Origin of the sequence: Novosphingobium sp. (assembly GCF_030696665.1) — a bacterium.
Taxonomy (GTDB): domain Bacteria; phylum Pseudomonadota; class Alphaproteobacteria; order Sphingomonadales; family Sphingomonadaceae; genus Novosphingobium.
In genome coordinates this window covers 86,332-105,320 of sequence record NZ_JAUYRV010000028.1, presented here as the reverse complement: position 1 = coordinate 105,320, position 18,989 = coordinate 86,332, and the positions used below count along the sequence as shown (strand labels likewise).

Here is an 18,989-nt window from a genome sequence, read left to right as displayed (position 1 = left end):
CTCGCTGGAGAGCCGGAAAAACGTCATGGCGTCAACATCCGCAACCGTGTCCGAACCCGCCGACACACTCGCTTTCGCCCTCGCCGAGCGCTTCGCCGCAGCGCTGCTGCCCGATGAAGCCCGCGATTTCGACAACGCGCGCCTTGCCGAAGCCGCCCGCTTCGCTGCCGGGGCCGCTGCCATCCGCAAGGGCAGCGATCCGGCCATTGCCATCGAAAGCGTCAGCGGAACCGGCAGTGCCGAGCGGCATTTGCGCATTGCGGTCATCAACGATGACATGCCTTTCCTGGTTGATTCAATTACTTCTGCGATCACTGCGCAAGGATTGACCATCGACCGTCTGGTCCACCCCGTCACCGCCGTGCGCCGCGATGCCGAAGGGAAGCTGACCGATCTTCCGGCAGGCGATGCCAGCGGAGAGCGCCGCGAATCGATCGTCTACCTCGAAACCGAACGCGCCGATGCGCGCCAGCGTCGCGCGCTGATTGCCGCGCTGGATGAAACGCTGGCCGATGTCCGCGCCGCCGTCGCCGATTGGCCGATGATGCAGGCGGCGATGCGCGCCGATGCCGATGGGCTGGCCGATCCCGAAGGCGCGGCGCTGCTGCGCTGGCTGGCCGACGGGATGCTCACGCAACTGGGCAGCGTGACTCGCCTGCGCGATGGCACTGAGGAAAAGCCGCTAGGCATCTGCCGCGCGAGCGACCGCAGCCTGTTGGCCGCCTCGTCCTATGCCCGCGCGTTTGCGTGGTTTGAAAGCGGGAAGGGCCGTGCGCCGCTGATCGTCAAGGCGAACCGCATCGCCAATGTGCATCGCCGCGTGCCGCTGGACCTGTTCATCGTGCCGCGCATCGAGGGCGGCACGGTGGTGGCGCTTTCCGTCCACGCGGGCGTGTGGACCAGCGCCGCGCTGGGCGCTGCGCCGGACCGCATTCCGCGTCTGCGCACACAGCTTTCCGAGCTGATGGACAAGTTCGGATTTTCCCCCAACGGCCACGCCGGCAAGGCGCTGGTCCATGCTTTGACCGCGCTGCCGCACGATCTGTTGATCTCATTCGCCGAGGCCGATCTTGAGCGCGTTGTCACCGCGACGATGAGCCTGGTGGACCGCCCCCGCCCGCGCCTTGCGCTGGTGGAAGCGCCGTTGGCCCGGCATATGTTCGCGTTCGTGTGGCTGCCGCGCGATGTGCTGTCCACCGAAGTGCGGCTTTCGATCATGGCCATGCTGGAAAGCGCTGTAGGCGCGCAAGTGCTTGATTGGGCGCTGCAAGTCGACGGCAGCACGCTCGCCATGCTGCGCTTTGTGCTGGATGTGCGCGAACAAGACGCCCCTGTCGATGAAGATGCGTTGGACCTGCAATTGCAATCGATGGTGCGCGGCTGGGCAGGCGCAGTGGAAACCGAACTTGCGGCAACCGAGGAACCCTCGCGCGCCGCAGCCATCGCCGCGCGCTATGCCGATGCTTTCCCGATTTCCTATCGCAATGCATCCGGCCCAGCCGAGGCCGCCTGCGACATCCGCGTGCTGCGCACGCTTTCGGGCAGCAAGGCCCCACGCCGCGCCGCGCGCCTGCATCGCAACACCAGCGAACTGGCATTGCGGCTGAAGCTGTATCAGCGCGAAGGGGCCATCGTGCTGTCCGATGCGGTGCCGGTGCTGGAAAACTTTGGCTTTCGCGTGCTGGAAGAAATGCCGACGCCGCTCGATGGCGGGCGTCTGGGCTACATCCACGATTTCCTCGTTTCGCACCCGGTGGATACATCGGTGGACGATCTGCTGGCGCGCGCCGAATCCATCGAAGGATCGCTGGCGGCGGTGCTGAATGGCGCGGCGGAGGACGATGCGTTCAACCGCCTGATCGTCGCCACGGGCCTTACTGCGACCGAGGCCAACTGGCTGCGCGCGTTCTACCGCTATCTGCGGCAGGCGGGCATGACCTTTGGCATTCCGACCGTGGTGGAAGCGCTGAAGAACGCGCCTGCCGTGACGCGCGGGCTGATCGATGCGTTCGTGGCGCGCCAAGATCCGGCAGTCACCGGTGACCGCGATGCGGCTTTTGCCGAGGCTGAGGAGCGCATCAAGACGGGCCTTGCCGGGGTGGCCGCGATCAACGACGACCGCCTGCTGCGCCAGTTCCGCGCGCTGGTGGGTGCGATCCTGCGGACCAATGCCTTTGCCCCTGCAGCGGCTGAGGCGCTGGCGTTCAAGATCGATTCCGCAATGGTTCCGGGCCTGCCCAAGCCGCTGCCGTGGCGCGAAATCTTCGTCTATTCGCCGCGCGTTGAGGGCATCCATCTGCGCGCTGGGCCGGTGGCGCGCGGCGGTTTGCGCTGGTCCGACCGGCGCGACGATTTCCGCACCGAAGTGCTCGGCCTGATGAAGGCACAGCGCGTGAAGAATGCGGTGATCGTGCCGACCGGGGCCAAGGGCGGCTTCTATCCCAAGCACTTGCCCGATCCCGTGCGCGACCGCGAAGGCTGGCTGGCCGAGGGCAAGGCCAGCTATCAGGTATTCATCCGCACGCTGCTTTCGCTGACCGACAACATCGTCGAAGGCGCGGTGGTCCATCCCGATGCCGTGGTGGTGCGCGATGGCGAAGACCCGTACTTCGTGGTCGCCGCGGACAAGGGCACGGCGACTTTCTCTGACGTGGCCAATGCCATCGCCGAATCACGCGACTTCTGGCTCGACGATGCGTTCGCCAGCGGCGGATCGAAGGGGTACGATCACAAGGCAATGGGCATCACCGCCAAGGGCGCATGGCTTTCGGTCCGTCGGCACTTCCTGGAACTGGGCGTGGACGTGCAGAGCGAGTCGGTGCGTGTGGCGGGTTGCGGCGATATGTCGGGCGACGTGTTCGGCAACGGCATGCTGCTGTCCAAGGCACTGAAAGTGGTGGCGGCGTTTGATCACCGCCACATCTTCCTCGATCCAGAACCCGATCCGGCCAAGAGCTGGGACGAACGCGCGCGCATGTTTGCGCTGCCACGCTCCAGCTGGGACGACTATGACAAGAGCCTGATTTCCGCAGGCGGCGGGGTCTTTCCGCGTTCGATGAAGGCGATTCCGCTTTCGCCTGAGATTCAGGCGATGCTTGATCTGGACGTGGCGGAAATCGACCCGGATTCGCTGATCACCGCCATCCTGCGCGCGCAAGTGGACCTGATGTGGTTCGGCGGCATCGGCACGTATGTGAAAGCCAGCACCCAGAATAACGTCGACGTGGGCGACCCTTCAAACGATTCGGTGCGTGTTTCGGCAGATGAAGTGCGCGCCAAGGTGATCGGCGAAGGGGCCAATCTGGGCACCACGCAGGCGGCGCGGATCGAATTTTCCCTCCACGGCGGCCGGATCAACACCGACTTCATCGACAATTCGGCAGGCGTCGATTGTTCGGACAACGAAGTGAACATCAAGATCGCGCTGGCGGCGGCGAAGCGGTCGGGCAAGTTGACCGAGGATGCCCGCGTCGAACTGCTGGTGTCGATGACCGAGGACGTGGCGCATCTGGTGCTGGAGGATAACCGGCTTCAGGCTTTGGCGCTGTCCATTGCCGAGCGCGGCGGGGCGGCGGCGATGCCATCGTGGTCACGCCTGATCGACGTGCTGGAAGAGGGCGGCGACCTGGACCGCAAGACCGAAGGGTTGGCGGGCGCGGAAGACCTCGCCCGGCGTGCCGCGGCAGGGCAGGGGCTGACCCGGCCCGAACTGGCGGTACTGCTTTCCAGCAGCAAGCTGGTGCTGCAGCGGGAGCTTGAGGAAAGCACCGTGGTCGATGATCCGGTGCTGGAGGAAGAACTGATCGCGGCCTTCCCGCCGCAGATGCAGGAAGCCTTTGAGGACGAGATCACGCACCACCGCCTGCGCCGCGAGATCATCGCGACCAAGCTGGCCAACCGCGTGATCAACCGGCTTGGCCCGGTCATGCCCTTCGAACTGTGCGAAGAGGAAGGCGTTTCGCTGGCGCAGATTTCGGCGGCGTTTGTGGCGGCGGAGCGGTTGCTGGATCTGCGCAAGACCTGGGACATGCTTGATACGGCGGATATGCCTGAAACACTGCGACTGGCGCTGTTCGAGCGGACGGCGCAGGGCCTGCGCGGGCATATTGCCGATGTGCTGCGTGCCGGGCACGGTTCGATGCAGCCGGGCGATCTGATCGAGGATCTGTTTGGCGGCGTGGGCCTGCTTTCGCACACGGCGGCGCAATTGCTGCGGGGTGAAGCGCAGGAACAGGCGCGGGTGATGGCCGATGAACTGGCAACAGCCGGTGCCCCTGCGGCCATCGCGGCGCGGCTGGTGCATCTTTACGATATGGACGGTGCGGTGGGACTCGCCCATCTGGCGGGCGAGCTGAACGTGGATGCCGCCGCGCTGACCGGGGCCTTTGCCGATCTTGGTGCAACGCTCGGGCTGGACTGGGCGCAACAGGCGGCGCGGCGGATGAACCCGTCCGATCCGTGGGAACGCCTGCTGGTGGCCGGGCTGTCGCGCGATTTTGAACAGATGCGGCTGGACTTTCTGGCCCGTTCAAACGGCGTTTCGCCCGACACGTTCGTGGGCGACTGGCTGGGCGCGAATGCGGCGGCGGTGAAGCAATTCCGCAGTTTGGTGGCACGGGCGCAGGCGGCTCCGGCTGTGGCACCTGCCATGCTGGCCCAAGTGGCAAGTCAGGCGCGGACGTTGCTGGGGCGGTAAGGCGGCTTGGACGGCAAGACAGCTTGGTCGGGGCGCGTTTGTACTATATACGCCCGGACATAGCTTGCCGGAGATTGCATGAGAGGTCTTGTCCGCGCTGTTATGGCGCTGGTTCTGATGGCGGCGGGCCAAACCCCGGTGGCAGCGCAGACGCGCGGGCCGCTGGTGCTGGCGGCGGCGAGCCTTCAGGAAGCGCTGAACGATGCAGCGGATCGCTGGGCGGCCAAGGGTCATGCGCGGCCGGTGTTGTCCTTTGCTGCGTCCTCTGCGTTGGCGCGACAGGTTGAGGCTGGCGCACGGGCCGATTTGTTTGCCTCGGCTGACGAAGAGTGGATGCAGTATCTGCAGGGCAAGGGCCTGCTGCGCGCGGGCACGCGGGCGCGGTTGACCGAGAACCGGCTGGTGCTGATTGCGCCTGCTGCGAGCAAGGTCACACTGGGCATTCGGCGCGGGTTTCCCTTGGCGCGGGCGCTGGGCAACGGGCGGTTGGCGATGGCCGATCCGGCGGCGGTTCCAGCAGGGCGTTATGGGCGCGAGGCGCTGATTTCGCTCGGCGTGTGGAACGGCGTGGCGGGCAGGGTGGCGGCGGCGGAGAATGTGCGCGCTGCGCTGGCTCTGGTCGAACGCGGGGCTGCGCCGCTGGGGATCGTCTATGCGACCGATGCAAGAGCTTCGAAGGGCGTGCGCGTGGTGGGTGTGTTTCCGGCTGGCAGCCATCCGCCGATTACCTATCCGGTGGCGCTGCTCAAGGCTTCGGCGCACCGTGAGGCTGACGCGTTTCGGCGGTTCCTGATCTCGCGCGAGGGGCGGGCGATTCTGGCGCGGCGCGGGTTTGGCGGTCGGTGATGGAGCCTGACATCTGGGGCATCGTCTGGCTTTCGCTGAAAGTCAGCGCGGTGGCGGTGGGGGTGTGCCTGCCGCTGGCCTTCGCGCTGGCCTGGGTCTTGGCGCGCGGGCGCTTTGCGGGGTTGGTGTTGCTTGATGCCGTGGTGCATCTGCCGCTGGTGCTGCCGCCGGTGGTCACAGGCTGGCTGCTGCTGCTGGCCTTCGGGCCGCAGGGTCCGGCGGGGCGCTGGCTCGAGGCGACGCTGGGCGTGACATTCATGTTCCGCTGGACCGGGGCGGCGCTGGCGGCGGCGGTCATGGCGCTGCCACTGATGGTGCGGGCCATGCGGCTTTCGATTGAGGCGGTAGATCTGCGGTTGGAAGCGGCGGCGATGACGCTGGGTGCATCGCGCTGGCGCGTGTTCTGCACACTGACTTTGCCGCTGGCGCTGCCGGGCGTGGTGGCGGGTGCAGTGCTGGGGTTCGCGCGGTCCTTGGGCGAGTTTGGGGCGACAATTACCTTTGTTTCCAACATTCCCGGCGAAACGCAGACGCTGCCGCTGGCAATCTACAGTGCACTTCAGGTTCCGGGGGGAGAGGCTGTGGTGACGCGGTTGGCAGTCGTTTCGGTGCTGCTTTCGCTCGCCGCGCTGGTCGTGTCCGAAGTGATGGCGCGGCGTATGGGGAGGGCCACGCATGTCCTTTGACGTGGCGGTGGAACGGCGGCTTGGCGATACCGTGGTGGCCTGTGGGTTTCAGACAGGCGGTGGACTTACCGCGTTGTTCGGGCCTTCGGGTGCGGGCAAAACGTCGGTGCTGAACATGGTGGCTGGGCTGCTGAAACCCGATGCTGGGCGCGTGGCGGTGGGCGGCGAAGTGCTGTTCGACAGCGCGAGCGGCGTTGACGTGCCGGTGCAGGCGCGGCGCGCGGGCTATGTCTTTCAGGATGCGCGGCTGTTCCCGCATCTGCGGGTGCGCGCCAATCTCGCCTATGGGATGCGCGGCGAAGGCCTGATGACGCTGGAAGACGCGGCGCAGTTTCTCGGCATCGCGCATCTGCTCGACCGCTGGCCGCGCTCGCTTTCGGGCGGGGAAGCGCAGCGTGTGGCCATCGGGCGCGCGCTGCTAAGCAATCCGCGCTTCCTGCTGATGGACGAGCCGCTGACCGGCCTCGACCGCGCGCGACGCGAGGACGTGCTGCGCGTGATCGAGCGATTGCGCGATGAAGTGGGCCTGCCGATCCTCTACGTCAGCCACGACCGCGCCGAAGTGGAGCGGCTCGCAGCGACGATTATCGAAGTTTGACGGCTACTTTTTCAGACCGGCAATGATGGCGTGGAAGCCCTTGACCGTCTCGTCCACCACGCCTGCGGGTTCCGGGTTGGGGAAGTGGCTGAGCTTGACGATCACCGTATTGCTGGCCGGGTGAACATAGATGAACTGTCCGGCGAGGCCGATGGCGGAATAGGCACCCGGTTCTGCGTCCAGCTTCCAGATCTGGAACCCATAGGCATCGCGGGTGGGCTTGGCCGCTGTGGGATCGAAAGGCACCATAGTGGTGGCCTGCGTGACCCAGCTTTCAGGCACGACCTGCCGCCCGTCAACCTTGCCCTTGTTCAACAGCATCAGCCCGATCCGCCCGAAATCGCGCAGGCGGGCGTTGTAACCCATGCCGGACAATTCGCGGCCCACTCCTTCCGGCCCATCGGCGATGAAGAAGCCATCGGCCTCGGCGCCCAGCGGCTGCCACAGGCGGCGGCTCATGTAAGGGGCAAGTTTTTCACCTGTGGCGCGTTCCAGCACCCAGCCGAGCACGGCGGTATCGAGTGTGGCGTAGTTGAAGCGGCTGCCGGGGGCGGTGGCCTTGCCGACGGTGCGCGCGCGGTCGGCAAAGCGCTCCTTGTTGGCCACGATGGCGTTCATGTGGATCAGCGCGGCGAGGCTGGGGTTCGCACCGAAATCGTAGCGCTCTTCATAGGCCACGCCCGAGCGCATCTGCAGCAGGTGGCGGATCGAAACGCCCTCGTACCCGCCGCCCTTCAGTTCGGGCACGTATTGGCTGACCGGATCATCGATCGAGCCGATCTTGCCATCTTCCAGCGCAAGGCCGACCAACAGGGCGGTGATGGTCTTGGCCATCGAGAACGAGATGAAGCGGTCCTCGGGCACAGTCCGGTTGCGATAGTCCTCGAACACCACTTTGCCATCGTGGATCACCAGCAATGCGTTGGTGAAGGTGCGGCGCGCCCATGCATCGTAATCGGCGGGCATCGCGGCGGCAGGACCGGTGGCGAGTGGCCAGACCTGTTCGCCCTTGGCGACAGTGCGCGTTTCGAAGATCTGCGCCGAATTGCGGAAGTTGTAGCTGTTGATGTCGGCATCGAGCCAGTGTTGGCGCATGGCGATGACCGGATCCTGCGGCAGCGGCGGCGGACCTTCCGCGCTGGCGGGCAGGCAAAGCGCGGCCAACGAGGCTGCGATCATGGTTCTGGCGGCTTTCATGCGCATCGTGTCCCAACTCCCGGCAGTTTTGTGTTATGGTATATAGCATACCGCAGCTTGGCGTGCGTGCAAGCGACGATCTTTGCTTGGCAGCGATGGTCTTTTTGACGCTGGTCGGTTGACGCTACGGCGCTTTTGGCCAAACGGCAGATGGAAACTGGGAGGATTCGCATGGAACACGCAGACGTCATCATCGTGGGGGCCGGGCACGGCGGTGCGCAGGCAGCGATTGCGCTGCGCCAGAACGGCTTTGAAGGCCGCGTGCTGGTCATCGGGCGTGAACCGGAGATTCCCTATGAGCGTCCGCCGCTGTCCAAGGAATACCTGGCGCGCGAGAAGACGTTCGAACGCATCTGCATCCGCCCGGCGCAGTTCTGGGTGGACAAGGGCATCGAGATGAAGCTGTCGAGCGAGGTCGTCTCACTCGATCCGGCGGCGCACACGGTCAAGCTTGGTGATGGTTCCGAGATCGAATACGGCAAGCTCATCTGGGCAACCGGCGGCGATCCGCGCCGGCTGTCATGCATGGGCGCTGACCTTGTCGGCGTGCATTCCGTGCGCACCAAGGAAGATGCCGACAGGCTGATGCGCGAGCTTGATGCTGGGGCAAAGCGCGCTGTGGTCGTCGGTGGCGGCTACATCGGGCTGGAAGCCGCAGCGGTGCTGACCAAATTCGATGTCTCGGTCACGCTGCTGGAAGCGCTGCCGCGCGTGCTGGCGCGCGTGGCCGGAGAGGCGCTTTCGGAATTCTATCAGGCAGAACACCGCGCGCATGGCGTGGACTTGCGGACGGGCGCAGCGATGGACTGCATCGAGGGCGACGGCACCAAAGTAACCGGCGTGAAAATGCAGGACGGATCAATCGTGCCCGCCGACATCGTGATCGTGGGCATCGGCATCGTGCCCTGCATCGGGCCGCTGCTGATCGCCGGGGCTGCGGGCGGGAATGGCGTGGACGTGGATGAATTCTGCCGCACCTCGCTGCCCGACGTTTACGCCATCGGCGATTGCGCAGCCCATGCCAACGATTTCGCCGACGGTGCAGTGATCCGGCTGGAATCGGTGCAGAACGCCAATGACATGGCGACGACAGCGGCGAAGGACATCTGTGGCGCACCGGTGGCCTATTCGGCCACGCCGTGGTTCTGGTCGAACCAGTATGATCTCAAGCTGCAAACCGTCGGCCTTTCCACCGGCCACGATAACGCGGTGCTGCGCGGCGATCCGGCCACGCGGTCGTTCTCGGTAGTCTACCTCAAGGGCGGCAAGGTGATTGCGCTCGACTGCGTGAACATGGTCAAGGACTATGTGCAGGGCAAGAAGCTGGTCGAAGCGCGCGCACACATCGCGCCTGAAATGCTGGCGGACGCGGGTGTGCCTTTGAAGGAAATGCTGGCTTAGGCAAGCCGCTCCAAGGCCCATCGTGCGGCATCCGCCACGGCAGAGTCAGGATCGTCCAGCAATGCAGTGACCGGCGCAATCAGCGCGGCATCACCGCTGTTGCCTGCGGCATAAAGGCAGTTCCGCACCCATCGGTCCCGCCCGATGCGCTTGATCGGACTGCCGCTGAACACCTTGCGGAACGTGGCATCGTCCAGCGCCAGCAGTTCGGCCAGCCTTGGCGCAGTCAGCTCCGCGCGGGGCAGGAAGGCGCGGTTGGCCTGTGCGGCAGCGGCAAAGCTGTTCCACGGGCAGGCGGCAAGGCAATCGTCGCAGCCGTAGATACGGTTGCCCAAGGCCGCGCGGAATTCGTCCGGGATCGGACCTTTGTGTTCGATAGTCAGATAGGAAATGCAGCGCCGCGCATCGAGTTGGTAGGGCGCTGGAAAAGCCTGTGTGGGGCAGGCGCTCTGGCAGGCGGTGCAGGAACCGCAGCGGTCTGCGTGGGGCTGGTCTGGCATCAGATCCAGCGTGGTGTAGATTGCGCCAAGGAACAGCCATGACCCGTGGGTGCGGCTGACGAGGTTGGTATGCTTGCCCTGCCAGCCGATGCCCGCCAGTTGGCCCAGCGGCTTTTCCATGACCGGGGCGGTATCGACGAAGACCTTTACCTGTGCGCCCGGTGCTTCAGCCACCAGCCAGCGGGCAAGCGCTTTGAGATTGCGCTTCACGACATCGTGATAATCGCCGCCCTGAGCATAGACCGAGATGCGCGCCCGGTCAGGGTGGTCTTCCAGCGTGCGGGGATCGGCGGCGGGGGCGTAGCTCATGCCCAGCGCGATCACGCTTTGCGCTTCGGGCCATAGCGATTGCGGACCGCGCCGGTGGTGGAGGCGGGTTTCCATCCATTCCATCGTGCCGTGGTGCTGGTCTCCCAGCCATTGCTCCAGCCGTTCGGCCAGCACAGGATCGTCGGCGGCGGACGCAAAACCGCACGCAGCAAAGCCGAGGCGCGCGGCTTCGGCTTTCAGTCGTTCTTCCAGACTTTCTACCGCGCCGTTAACCAAACTTGCTGTCCCGCTCGTTCATGCGCAGCCGCTAGGGAGTGACCTTGCGCTGTCATCTTTATCAGCCGTCATGCTGAACTTGTTTCAGCATCCATCCTGCCGCCACACTCTGTCCGTGGTGGGTAAGAAATGGACCCTGAAACAAGTTCAGGGTGACGGCGGGTGTGTTGACATGTGAGTCTAATCCATCATGCCGGGGCCGTGATCTGTGAAGATTGAGTTAGGGGAGTGGCCTTTGACAGGCAACGGGATTGACGCAGGCGGCGTAGAAGTTGCTTCGACGGAACTCGCCATCGAAGCGCGCGGGCTGGTGAAGCGGTTTGACGGCTTTACCGCCGTTGATGGCGTGGATATTTCGGTGCCCAAGGGATCGATCTACGGCATTCTCGGGCCGAATGGCGCAGGCAAGACCACCACCTTGCGCATGCTGCTGGGCATCATCGACCCCGATCAGGGCTATCGCCGCGTACTGGGGCATGAACGCCCTACCGATGTGGCGCGTCGCATCGGCTATCTGCCCGAAGAGCGCGGGCTTTACCCCGCGATGAAGGCTTATGAAGCCATCGGCTTCCTTGCCGCATTGCGCGGGGTGCCGTTGAAGGAAGGGCGGCGCAAGGGGCGCGAACTGCTGGAGGCGCACGGCCTTGGCTATGCCGCAGACCGGCAGATCCGGCAGATGTCGAAGGGCATGGCACAGACCGTGCAACTTCTCGGCACGCTGGTGCATGAACCCGATCTTGTGGTGTTCGACGAGCCGTTTTCGGGCCTCGATGCGCTCAACCAAGGCAAGCTGGAGCGGATGATCCGCGATCTGGCCGCGCGCGGCACGACGGTGATCTTCTCCACCCACGTCATCGCCCATGCCGAGCGGCTGTGCGACCAAGTGGCGATCATCGCCGGCGGCAAAGTGCCGTTTGCCGGGCCGGTGGACGTGGCGCGAGACCGGCTGCGCCCGCAAGTGCGGCTGGAAACGCGCGCGCAGGATGGCGTGTGGCGTGCGGCTTTGCCAGCCGATGCGCGGCACGAAGGGGCGTTCTGGCACTTCACTCTACCCGAAACCGGTGTGGAGCCGCTGCTGCGCGCGCTGATCGAAGGCAATGCGGGCATCCTCAGCCTGTCCATCGAACGCGCAGGGCTTCACGATGCTTTCGTCGCCATTGCAGGCGAGGCTGCGGCCAAGGCGCTCGAAGAAAGCGCGGGAGAACCGAAATGAGCGGATTTGCTGAAAAGCTGCGCGCCGCGATGGTCATTGCGCGGCGTGATTTTGTGGCTGTGGTCTTTTCCAAGACCTTCATCTTCTTCCTGATCGGCCCGGTGTTTCCAGTGCTGGTTGGCGGGCTTGCAGGCAGCATCGGCGGCAAAGTGCAGCAGAACGTGGAACGCCCCACCATCGGCCTTGCCATGAGCGCCGATGATTCGCGGGCGATGCTTGGTGCGCGCACAGAGTTGCAAGGACGCGTGCCGGGGATGATCCCCGAGATCGTGGTCCTGCGCGAAATCGCGCCCGGCGAAACATTCGATGCACGCGCCGCGCTGGCCGACGGCGACCGCCCGGTTTCCGCCGTGCTTGGCGGCACGCTGGAAAAGCCACTGCTCACCGCTCCGGGTGAGCGGGCGCGGCAGTGGGTAGGCGTGGTATCCAACCTTGCCGCCCGAGCGCGTTCGGCCACACCGACAGACTATCCCGCAGTAGCGGTGGAGGAAGTCACCACATCGGTCGCCAAGGTGAAGACCGGGCAGATCTATACCGCGCAAGCTGCGCAGGTCATGCTGTTCCTGCTGACCATGCTGCTGGCGGGCATGGTGCTGTCCAACCTGGTCGAGGAAAAGGGCAACAAGATCATCGAAGTGCTGGCCGCCGCGATCCCGATGGACGCGATGTTCATGGGCAAGCTGTTTGCCATGCTCGCCGTCAGCCTTGTCGGCATTGCGGTCTGGGGCGGCGTGGGCGGTGCCATCGTACTGGCAGGCGCCCGCAATCTGCCCACGATGTCGGTCCCGGCAGTCGGCTGGCCGCTGTTCCTGACGCTGGCTTTCCTCTATTTCGCGATGGCCTATCTGCTGATGGGATCGCTGTTCCTGTCCATCGGCGGCATGGCGACGACCGTGCGCGAGGTGCAGACGCTGTCGATGCCGGTATCGATGTTCCAGCTGATGGTGTTCTTCTTTGCCAGCTTTGCGCTGACATCGCCGGGCACGTGGATCGACTGGGCCTCGATCATTTTCCCGGTGAGTTCGCCTTACGCCATGCTGGCGCGGGCGGCGCAGTATCCTGATGTGTGGCCGCACGTGGTGGCGCTGGGCTGGCAGGTGCTGTGGGTCATCGTGATCGTGCGGGCAGGCGCGCAACTGTTCCGCCGCACCGTGATGAAGTCTGGGCCATCAACCGCCAAGCGGAGCATCTGGTCGCGCTTGCGACGTGCAAAGGCTTATTGACATTAATGTAGGTTGTGGCAGCTTATCAGCGTGAGGAGGACCGCGTGAGCAACGCGGCCCCTAACGGAGGATAGCCAATGGCCACGCAGCTTGCACCCGAAGCGCAGCAATTCACCTACCGCAGTTCGCCCACCGCGATTGAAGCTTTCAGCGCGTGGTTGCGGGACAATCCGCAAAGCGCCGCCGCACACAGCCACAAATGGGACGTCAGCCGGTCTGACATCTACATGGAGGATCGCTGGCAGCCGATCTTTGCGCAGATGCGGGCAGAAGCCCCGGTCAATTACGTGCCCGAATCACCCTATGGCCCATACTGGAACGTGGTGAATCACAAGGCGATTCAGCACGTGGAATCGCTGCCCGAACTGTTCTCATCCTCGTGGCAATATGGCGGCATCACGATTGGCGATCCCCCGTCAGACGTTGATCCGGCGGTGCTGGCAGAACGGCAATTGCCGATGTTCATTGCAATGGACCGGCCCGACCATACCGGCCAGCGCCGCACCGTGGCGCCCGCTTTCACGCCGGGCAAGATGGCCGCGATGGAAGCTGAAATCCGCCAGCGCACCGGCGAAGTGCTCGATTCGCTGCCGTGGGGCGAAAAGTTCGATTGGGTGGACAAGGTTTCCATCGAGCTGACCACCGGCATGCTGGCGCTGCTGTTCGGCTTTCCGTGGAAGGACCGCCGCCTGCTGACGTTCTGGTCAGACTGGGCAGGCGATGTGGAGCTGACGCTGGCGCGGGATCTGGCCGATACGCGCTTTGGCTTTCTGGGCGAGATGGCGCACTATTTCCAGCGGCTGTGGGCCGAACGGATGCGCGCCGAACCTTCGGGCGACCTGATCTCGATGATGATTCATTCCGAAGCCATGAACCACATGAGTCCGCAGGAATTCATGGGCAATCTGGTGCTGCTGATCGTGGGCGGCAACGATACCACGCGCAACACCATGTCGGGCATCGTCCACGCGCTCGACCAGTTCCCAGACCAGCGCGAACTGCTTGAAGGCAATCCCGCATTGATCCCCAATGCGGTGCAGGAATGCCTGCGCTTCGTCACCCCGCTGGCGCACATGCGCCGCACCGCCACGGCCGATGCAGACCTGTTCGGGCAGCAGATCAAGGCGGGCGAGAAGCTGATCCTGTGGTATATTTCGGCCAACCGGGACGAGAGCGTGTTCGAGAACCCGGACAAGCTGATCGTCGACCGGCCCAATGCGCGGCGGCACCTGTCGTTCGGATATGGCGTTCACCGCTGCGTGGGCGCGCGTCTGGCCGAACTGCAACTGCGCATCCTGCTTGAAGAAATGCACGAACGCCGCATGCGCGTGCGTGTGGTAGGCGATGTTGAACGGGTGCGGGCAAACTTCGTCCACGGCTTCCGCAAGATGGAAGTCATGCTTGAAAAGCGGTAACCGCAAAGGCGGTAATCTTGCAGACAGGTTGGCGTGCTATGATGTGGGTCACGATTGACGGGGCAGGGCGGGTCTAGACTGGGCCGTGTCCTGCCGGTGGGCCGCCGCCCCCCGAGGTTTGCCTCCTGGCCTGTCGGCAGGACATCCGAGGTTTTTTATGACCGTCAACACATCTGATCGCCGCCGTTTCCTCACCCTGCTGGGCGCTGGCGCGGTCATGCCCTGGGCCTCGGCCTGCAGCGCCAAACCTGCGGCCAAGGGCACCTTCCCGATTACGAAGACTGACGCGGAGTGGCGGCAGCAGTTGGGGGCCGAAAGGTTCCACATTCTGCGCGAGGAAGGGACTGAGCGGCCCTTTACCTCACCCCTGAACAAGGAAAAGCGCAAGGGCGTGTTCACCTGCGCTGCCGATGGGACGGCGCTGTTTGCATCCTCCACCAAGTTCGAAAGCGGCACCGGCTGGCCAAGCTTCTGGAAGCCGCTGCCGCGCGTGGTGGGCACCACGACTGACCGTTCACTGGGGATGTCGCGCACCGAAGTGCATTGCAACCAGTGTGGCGGGCACCTTGGTCACGTGTTCAACGATGGTCCTGCGCCCACAGGATTGCGCTATTGCATCAATGGCTTGGCGCTGAAGTTCATACCAGCGGCCTGAGCGCGCCTTCCTTCGAAACAACCGAAACGGATGAATTGCGCATATGAGGGCCACTCGGCCCGTGCAATCCCCTGCCGGTGCGTCGGGGGCTTGCCATTATCGTCCTGCTGATACCGCTCCTGTGGACCACATGGGGGTGGCAGGAAGTGTCGCGCAATCACCAGCAGATGGTGCGCTTTGTCGATATCGCCCCTTCTGCTGATGAAGTGGGGCCATCTGGTGATGTAACCGGCCTCGGCCCCTTCCGCTTGGAAGGGCTGTGGCGGATGACCAGCCCCAATTCACGGTTCGGTGGCTGGTCTGCAATGATCGACGTGGGCACCGGCCAATTCCTCGCCTTCTCGGACCGTAACATGCGGGTGCGCTTCACTCCGCCGGGAATGGCTACGCCGGACATTCCCAGGGCGAAGCAGGTTGGCATCCGTCGGGCAATCTACCAGCGGAAACGAGACGGCGACTGGGAGGTTTTCGACATCGAATCGGCAGTTCTCGCCCCCGATAGCAGCATCTGGTTCGGGCTTGAGGATGAAGACGGCCTGATCCGCATTGATGCCGACCGCGCCAAGGGCGCATTCGTGCCGATTCCGGCTCTCAAGGACTGGCCGGTCAACGGCGGGCCAGAGGCAATGACACGGCTGACGGACGGGCGCTGGATGCTGCTGTGCGAAACTTGCGGCGCGCGGCGCGGCGGGTTGCATCTGGGGCTGGTGTTTGCCGATACGCCCGACCGGTCGCAGCCGCAGCCATTCGGCATCGAACTGCCGGTGGGCTTTGATCCGGTAGACATGGCCCCGCTGCCCGATGGGCGGCTGCTGATCCTCACGCGACGGCTTTCGCTGATCCCGCCACATTTCGAATCACGGCTGGTGTTGGCCGATCCGGCTAAACTCGATCCCAAACGCCCCTGGCAGGCGCAGGAACTCGCGCGGATCGATACCTCGGCCCTGCGCGAGAATTATGAGGCGATGGTCGTGAAACTCACGCCTGCCGGGCCGGAAGTGTGGCTGCTTTCCGACGAGAACGGCTCTGCCATTCAGGAAACGCGGCTGATGAAGCTGCGGCTGGATATGGCGCGCCTGCCGCACTGATCACAGACGAACGAAAAGCCCCCGGTCCGCTTGGGACAGGGGGCCTATCGATGTTCAGTCCCTTGCGGGAAGAAGGTTTAGGCAGCGACAGCCTTGGCCAGCTCGCGCTTCACCTTGAGGGCGCGCGACGACAGCTTGGTGTCCGACTGCTTGAGCAGCCAGTTGTCGAGGCCACCGTTGTGTTCCACCGAACGCAGACCATGCGTGGAAACGCGGAACTTGAAGCTGCGGTCCAGCTTCTCGCTCATCAGCGTGACGTTCTGCAGGTTGGGCAGGAACAGACGCTTGGTCTTGTTGTTGGCGTGGCTTACGTTGTGACCGACTTGGCGGCCCTTACCGGTCAGTTCGCAGATACGCGACATGGCTAAAACTCGCTTCGGTTGTTCGATAACACTTATCGGGAAGGCGCGGCTCATATCGATTCACCGGGTGAAGTCAAGGATTCGGAGTTTGAAAGCGACATTCACCCTCATATACCCCGCACCATGACCCGCTGGCCCCTGCCCGAACCGATGCGCATGGCGCTTGATGAAGCCCAGCGCGCGGCGGATGAAGGTGAAGTGCCGATTGGCGCGGTGGTGGTCAAGGACGGCAAGGTCATCGCCACTGCCCATAACCAGCCCCGAGCCATGTGCGATCCCACGGCCCATGCCGAAGTGCTGGCGATTCGCGCCGCCGCCATCGCGCTGGGGCAGGAGCGGCTTGAAGGCTGCGACCTGTGGGTCAGCCTTGAGCCTTGCGCGATGTGTGCAGGGGCCATCGTCCATGCCCGCATCGCCCGCGTCTACTATGCCGCCAGCGACCCCAAGGGCGGCGCTGTAGAGCACGGCGGGCGGATCTTTGACCAACCCACCTGCCTGCACCGGCCTGAGGTCTATGCGGGCATGGGCGAGGCCGAGGCGGCTGCGATGCTACGCACCTTCTTCCGCGAACGCCGCTAGGCCCGCGCTTCGCTCACACCCGCAGAATTGTGCCGCAGCGCCTTCAGCACCGTATCGACGATCTGCGGCGCGTTCAGCCCCGCCACGTCATACTGCTTGTCCGGCGCGTCGTGATCCTGAAACACATCGGGCAGGCGCATCGTGCGGATTTTCAGGCCAGCGTCAGTCAGCCCCTCATCGCTCGCCATCGTCAGCACGTGTGCGCCCAGCCCGCCGATGGAGCCTTCCTCAACCGTCACGACAACTTCGTGCGTGGCCATCAGCTGGCGAATCAGATCAGTGTCGAGCGGCTTGGCAAAGCGCAAGTCGGCCACCGTCGTCGATAGCCCCTTGGCCTCAAGCTGGTCCGCCGCCTTCAGCGCCTCGGCCAGACGCGTGCCGAGCGACAGCAGCGCAACCTTGTTGCCCGTGCGGACGATGCGGCCCTTGCCGATCTCAAGCCGCTCCGGCACGTCGGGCAGGGGCACGCCGGTGCCATTGCCGCGCGGATAACGGAACGCAATCGGCCCGCTGTCATGGCAGGCGGCGGTATAGGTCATGTGGACCAGTTCGGCCTCATCAGCCGCAGCCATCACCACCATGTTGGGCAGCGTGGCCAGATAGGTGACGTCGAACGATCCGGCATGAGTCGCCCCATCGGCACCCACCAGCCCCGCCCGGTCAATCGCAAAGCGCACCGGCAGGTTCTGAATCGCCACGTCATGCACCACCTGATCGAAGGCGCGCTGCAGGAAGGTGGAATAGATCGCGCAGAACGGGCGCATGCCCTCTGCCGCAAGGCCCGCTGCAAAGGTCACCGCGTGCTGCTCGGCAATACCCACATCGAACGTGCGGTCCGGGTGCGCCTTGGCGAACTTGTCCACGCCGGTGCCGCTGGGCATCGCCGCCGTGATGGCGCAGATCGTGGGGTCGGTGTCGGCCAGCTTGGCCAGCGTTTCACCGAACACGTTCTGATAAGCGGGCGCGCCGGGCTTGGCCTTCACCTGTTCGCCGGTCACCACATCGAACTTCTGGACGCCGTGATACTTGTCAGCCGCCTGCTCGGCCGGGCCATAGCCCTTGCCCTTCTGCGTCACCACGTGGATCAGGCACGGCCCTTCGGCAGCATCGCGCACGTTTTCCAGCACCGGGATCAACTGGTCGATGTTGTGTCCATCCAGCGGCCCGACGTAGTAGAAGCCCAGTTCCTCGAACAGCGTGCCGCCCATCGCCATGCCGCGCGCGAACTCGTCAGTCTTCCGCGCTGCCTGATGCAGCGGACGCGGCAAGTTGCGCGCAAGCCGCCGCGCAATATCGCGCAGACCCAGGAACGGACGCGACGATACCAGCCGCGCCAGATAGGCCGAAAGCCCGCCCACTGGCGGCGCAATCGACATATCGTTGTCGTTCAGGATCACGACCAGTCGGTTGCCCGCAGCGCCAGCGTTGTTCATCGCCTCATAGGCCATGCCCGCGCTCATCGCGCCATCGCCGATCACGGCAATGCCCTTGCCCGCGCGGCCCGAGATCTTGTTGGCGATGGCAAAGCCCAGCGCCGCGGAAATCGATGTGCTGGAATGTGCAGTGCCGAACGGATCGTATTCGCTCTCGCTCCGCTTGGTGAAGCCCGAAAGCCCCCCGCCCTGCCGCAGCGTGCGGATACGGTCACGCCGCCCGGTCAGGATCTTGTGCGGATAGGCCTGATGGCCCACGTCCCACACCAGCTTGTCATCAGGCGTGTTGAAAACATAGTGAATTGCCACGGTCAGTTCGACCACGCCAAGCCCTGATCCCAGATGCCCGCCGGTAGTGCCGACGGCAGAAATCATTTCGGCACGCAATTCGTCCGAAAGCTGGCGAAGCTGCGATGGCGCGAGCTTGCGGAGATCGTCAGGTGTCTTGACCGTGTCGAGCAGCGGCGTTGCCGGTTCTGAATTCATCCCTTGGCCCTTACACCGATGCTTTGGCGGTGTCGAACAGGATCATGCCAAACGGCCCCGCCTAT

15 protein-coding genes are annotated in these 18,989 nt (G+C 64.4%); 11 read left to right on the top strand and 4 right to left on the bottom strand.

Features of this window, described 5'->3' with window-relative positions; translation table 11 throughout:
- Window positions 1-25 precede the first annotated feature (25 nt).
- The 4 genes from Q8R81_RS07175 to Q8R81_RS07160 all read left to right on the top strand — a co-directional run bounded on the left by Q8R81_RS07175 (window position 26) and on the right by Q8R81_RS07160 (window position 6,826).
- Window positions 26-4,696 (top strand): NAD-glutamate dehydrogenase domain-containing protein, encoded by a 4,671-nt coding sequence (locus Q8R81_RS07175; protein ID WP_305616741.1) that lies wholly within the window; start codon window positions 26-28, stop codon window positions 4,694-4,696.
- Window positions 4,697-4,798: 102 nt separating this feature from the next.
- A complete protein-coding gene (gene modA / locus Q8R81_RS07170; RefSeq protein ID WP_305616740.1) occupies window positions 4,799-5,542 on the top strand; it encodes a molybdate ABC transporter substrate-binding protein in 744 nt (247 codons plus the stop codon).
- Complete coding sequence (modB, locus tag Q8R81_RS07165) at window positions 5,542-6,228, top strand: molybdate ABC transporter permease subunit (RefSeq protein ID WP_305616739.1); 687 nt, start codon at window positions 5,542-5,544, stop codon at window positions 6,226-6,228. Before modA ends, modB begins: the two co-directional genes overlap by 1 nt.
- Entirely contained in the window at window positions 6,218-6,826 is a 609-nt protein-coding gene (locus Q8R81_RS07160) for an ATP-binding cassette domain-containing protein (protein ID WP_305616738.1), read from the top strand. Before modB ends, Q8R81_RS07160 begins: the two co-directional genes overlap by 11 nt.
- Window positions 6,827-6,829: 3 nt before the next feature.
- On the opposite strand, the gene Q8R81_RS07155 is transcribed toward Q8R81_RS07160, so the two are convergent.
- Window positions 6,830-8,023, bottom strand: a complete 1,194-nt coding sequence (locus tag Q8R81_RS07155) for a serine hydrolase (RefSeq protein ID WP_305616737.1) — start codon at window positions 8,021-8,023, stop codon at window positions 6,830-6,832.
- 171 nt (window positions 8,024-8,194) lie between these two features.
- Here Q8R81_RS07155 and Q8R81_RS07150 point away from each other — a divergent pair, with 171 nt between their 5' ends.
- The gene (locus Q8R81_RS07150; RefSeq protein WP_305616736.1) at window positions 8,195-9,424 is read left to right on the top strand and encodes an NAD(P)/FAD-dependent oxidoreductase; all 1,230 of its coding nucleotides are present in this window, start codon (window positions 8,195-8,197) and stop codon (window positions 9,422-9,424) included.
- Here the strand turns inward: Q8R81_RS07150 and queG are convergent.
- Window positions 9,421-10,470: a tRNA epoxyqueuosine(34) reductase QueG gene (gene queG / locus Q8R81_RS07145; protein ID WP_305616735.1), complete on the bottom strand. Its 1,050-nt coding sequence runs from the start codon at window positions 10,468-10,470 to the stop codon at window positions 9,421-9,423. The two genes, Q8R81_RS07150 and queG, sit on opposite strands and share 4 nt — an antisense overlap.
- A gap of 235 nt (window positions 10,471-10,705) precedes the next feature.
- On the opposite strand from queG, the gene Q8R81_RS07140 reads away from it, so the two are divergent.
- From Q8R81_RS07140 to Q8R81_RS07120, 5 genes are all read left to right on the top strand, one after another.
- Window positions 10,706-11,683, top strand: coding sequence for an ABC transporter ATP-binding protein (locus tag Q8R81_RS07140; protein ID WP_305616734.1), 978 nt, complete (start codon window positions 10,706-10,708; stop codon window positions 11,681-11,683).
- The gene (locus Q8R81_RS07135; RefSeq protein WP_305616733.1) at window positions 11,680-12,906 is read left to right on the top strand and encodes an ABC transporter permease; all 1,227 of its coding nucleotides are present in this window, start codon (window positions 11,680-11,682) and stop codon (window positions 12,904-12,906) included. The genes Q8R81_RS07140 and Q8R81_RS07135 overlap by 4 nt, the downstream gene beginning before the upstream one ends.
- A 77-nt stretch (window positions 12,907-12,983) precedes the next feature.
- Window positions 12,984-14,321 carry a cytochrome P450 gene (locus tag Q8R81_RS07130; protein WP_305616732.1) on the top strand — a complete coding sequence of 446 codons (1,338 nt, stop codon included), beginning with the start codon at window positions 12,984-12,986 and terminating at the stop codon, window positions 14,319-14,321.
- A 157-nt stretch (window positions 14,322-14,478) separates the two neighbouring features.
- Complete coding sequence (gene msrB, locus Q8R81_RS07125; protein ID WP_305616731.1) at window positions 14,479-14,976, top strand: peptide-methionine (R)-S-oxide reductase MsrB; 498 nt, start codon at window positions 14,479-14,481, stop codon at window positions 14,974-14,976.
- A gap of 146 nt (window positions 14,977-15,122) precedes the next feature.
- Complete coding sequence (locus Q8R81_RS07120; RefSeq protein ID WP_305616730.1) at window positions 15,123-16,064, top strand: esterase-like activity of phytase family protein; 942 nt, start codon at window positions 15,123-15,125, stop codon at window positions 16,062-16,064.
- Window positions 16,065-16,141: 77 nt separating this feature from the next.
- Here Q8R81_RS07120 and rpmB read toward each other — a convergent pair whose 3' ends face one another.
- Window positions 16,142-16,426: a 50S ribosomal protein L28 gene (gene rpmB / locus Q8R81_RS07115; RefSeq protein ID WP_305616729.1), complete on the bottom strand. Its 285-nt coding sequence runs from the start codon at window positions 16,424-16,426 to the stop codon at window positions 16,142-16,144.
- A 123-nt stretch (window positions 16,427-16,549) separates the two neighbouring features.
- Here rpmB and Q8R81_RS07110 point away from each other — a divergent pair, with 123 nt between their 5' ends.
- On the top strand, window positions 16,550-17,005 hold the full coding sequence (locus tag Q8R81_RS07110) for a nucleoside deaminase (RefSeq protein ID WP_305616728.1): 456 nt from the start codon (window positions 16,550-16,552) through the stop codon (window positions 17,003-17,005).
- On the opposite strand, the gene dxs is transcribed toward Q8R81_RS07110, so the two are convergent.
- Window positions 17,002-18,924, bottom strand: coding sequence for a 1-deoxy-D-xylulose-5-phosphate synthase (gene dxs / locus Q8R81_RS07105; RefSeq protein WP_305616727.1), 1,923 nt, complete (start codon window positions 18,922-18,924; stop codon window positions 17,002-17,004). The two genes, Q8R81_RS07110 and dxs, sit on opposite strands and share 4 nt — an antisense overlap.
- Window positions 18,925-18,989 lie beyond the last annotated feature (65 nt).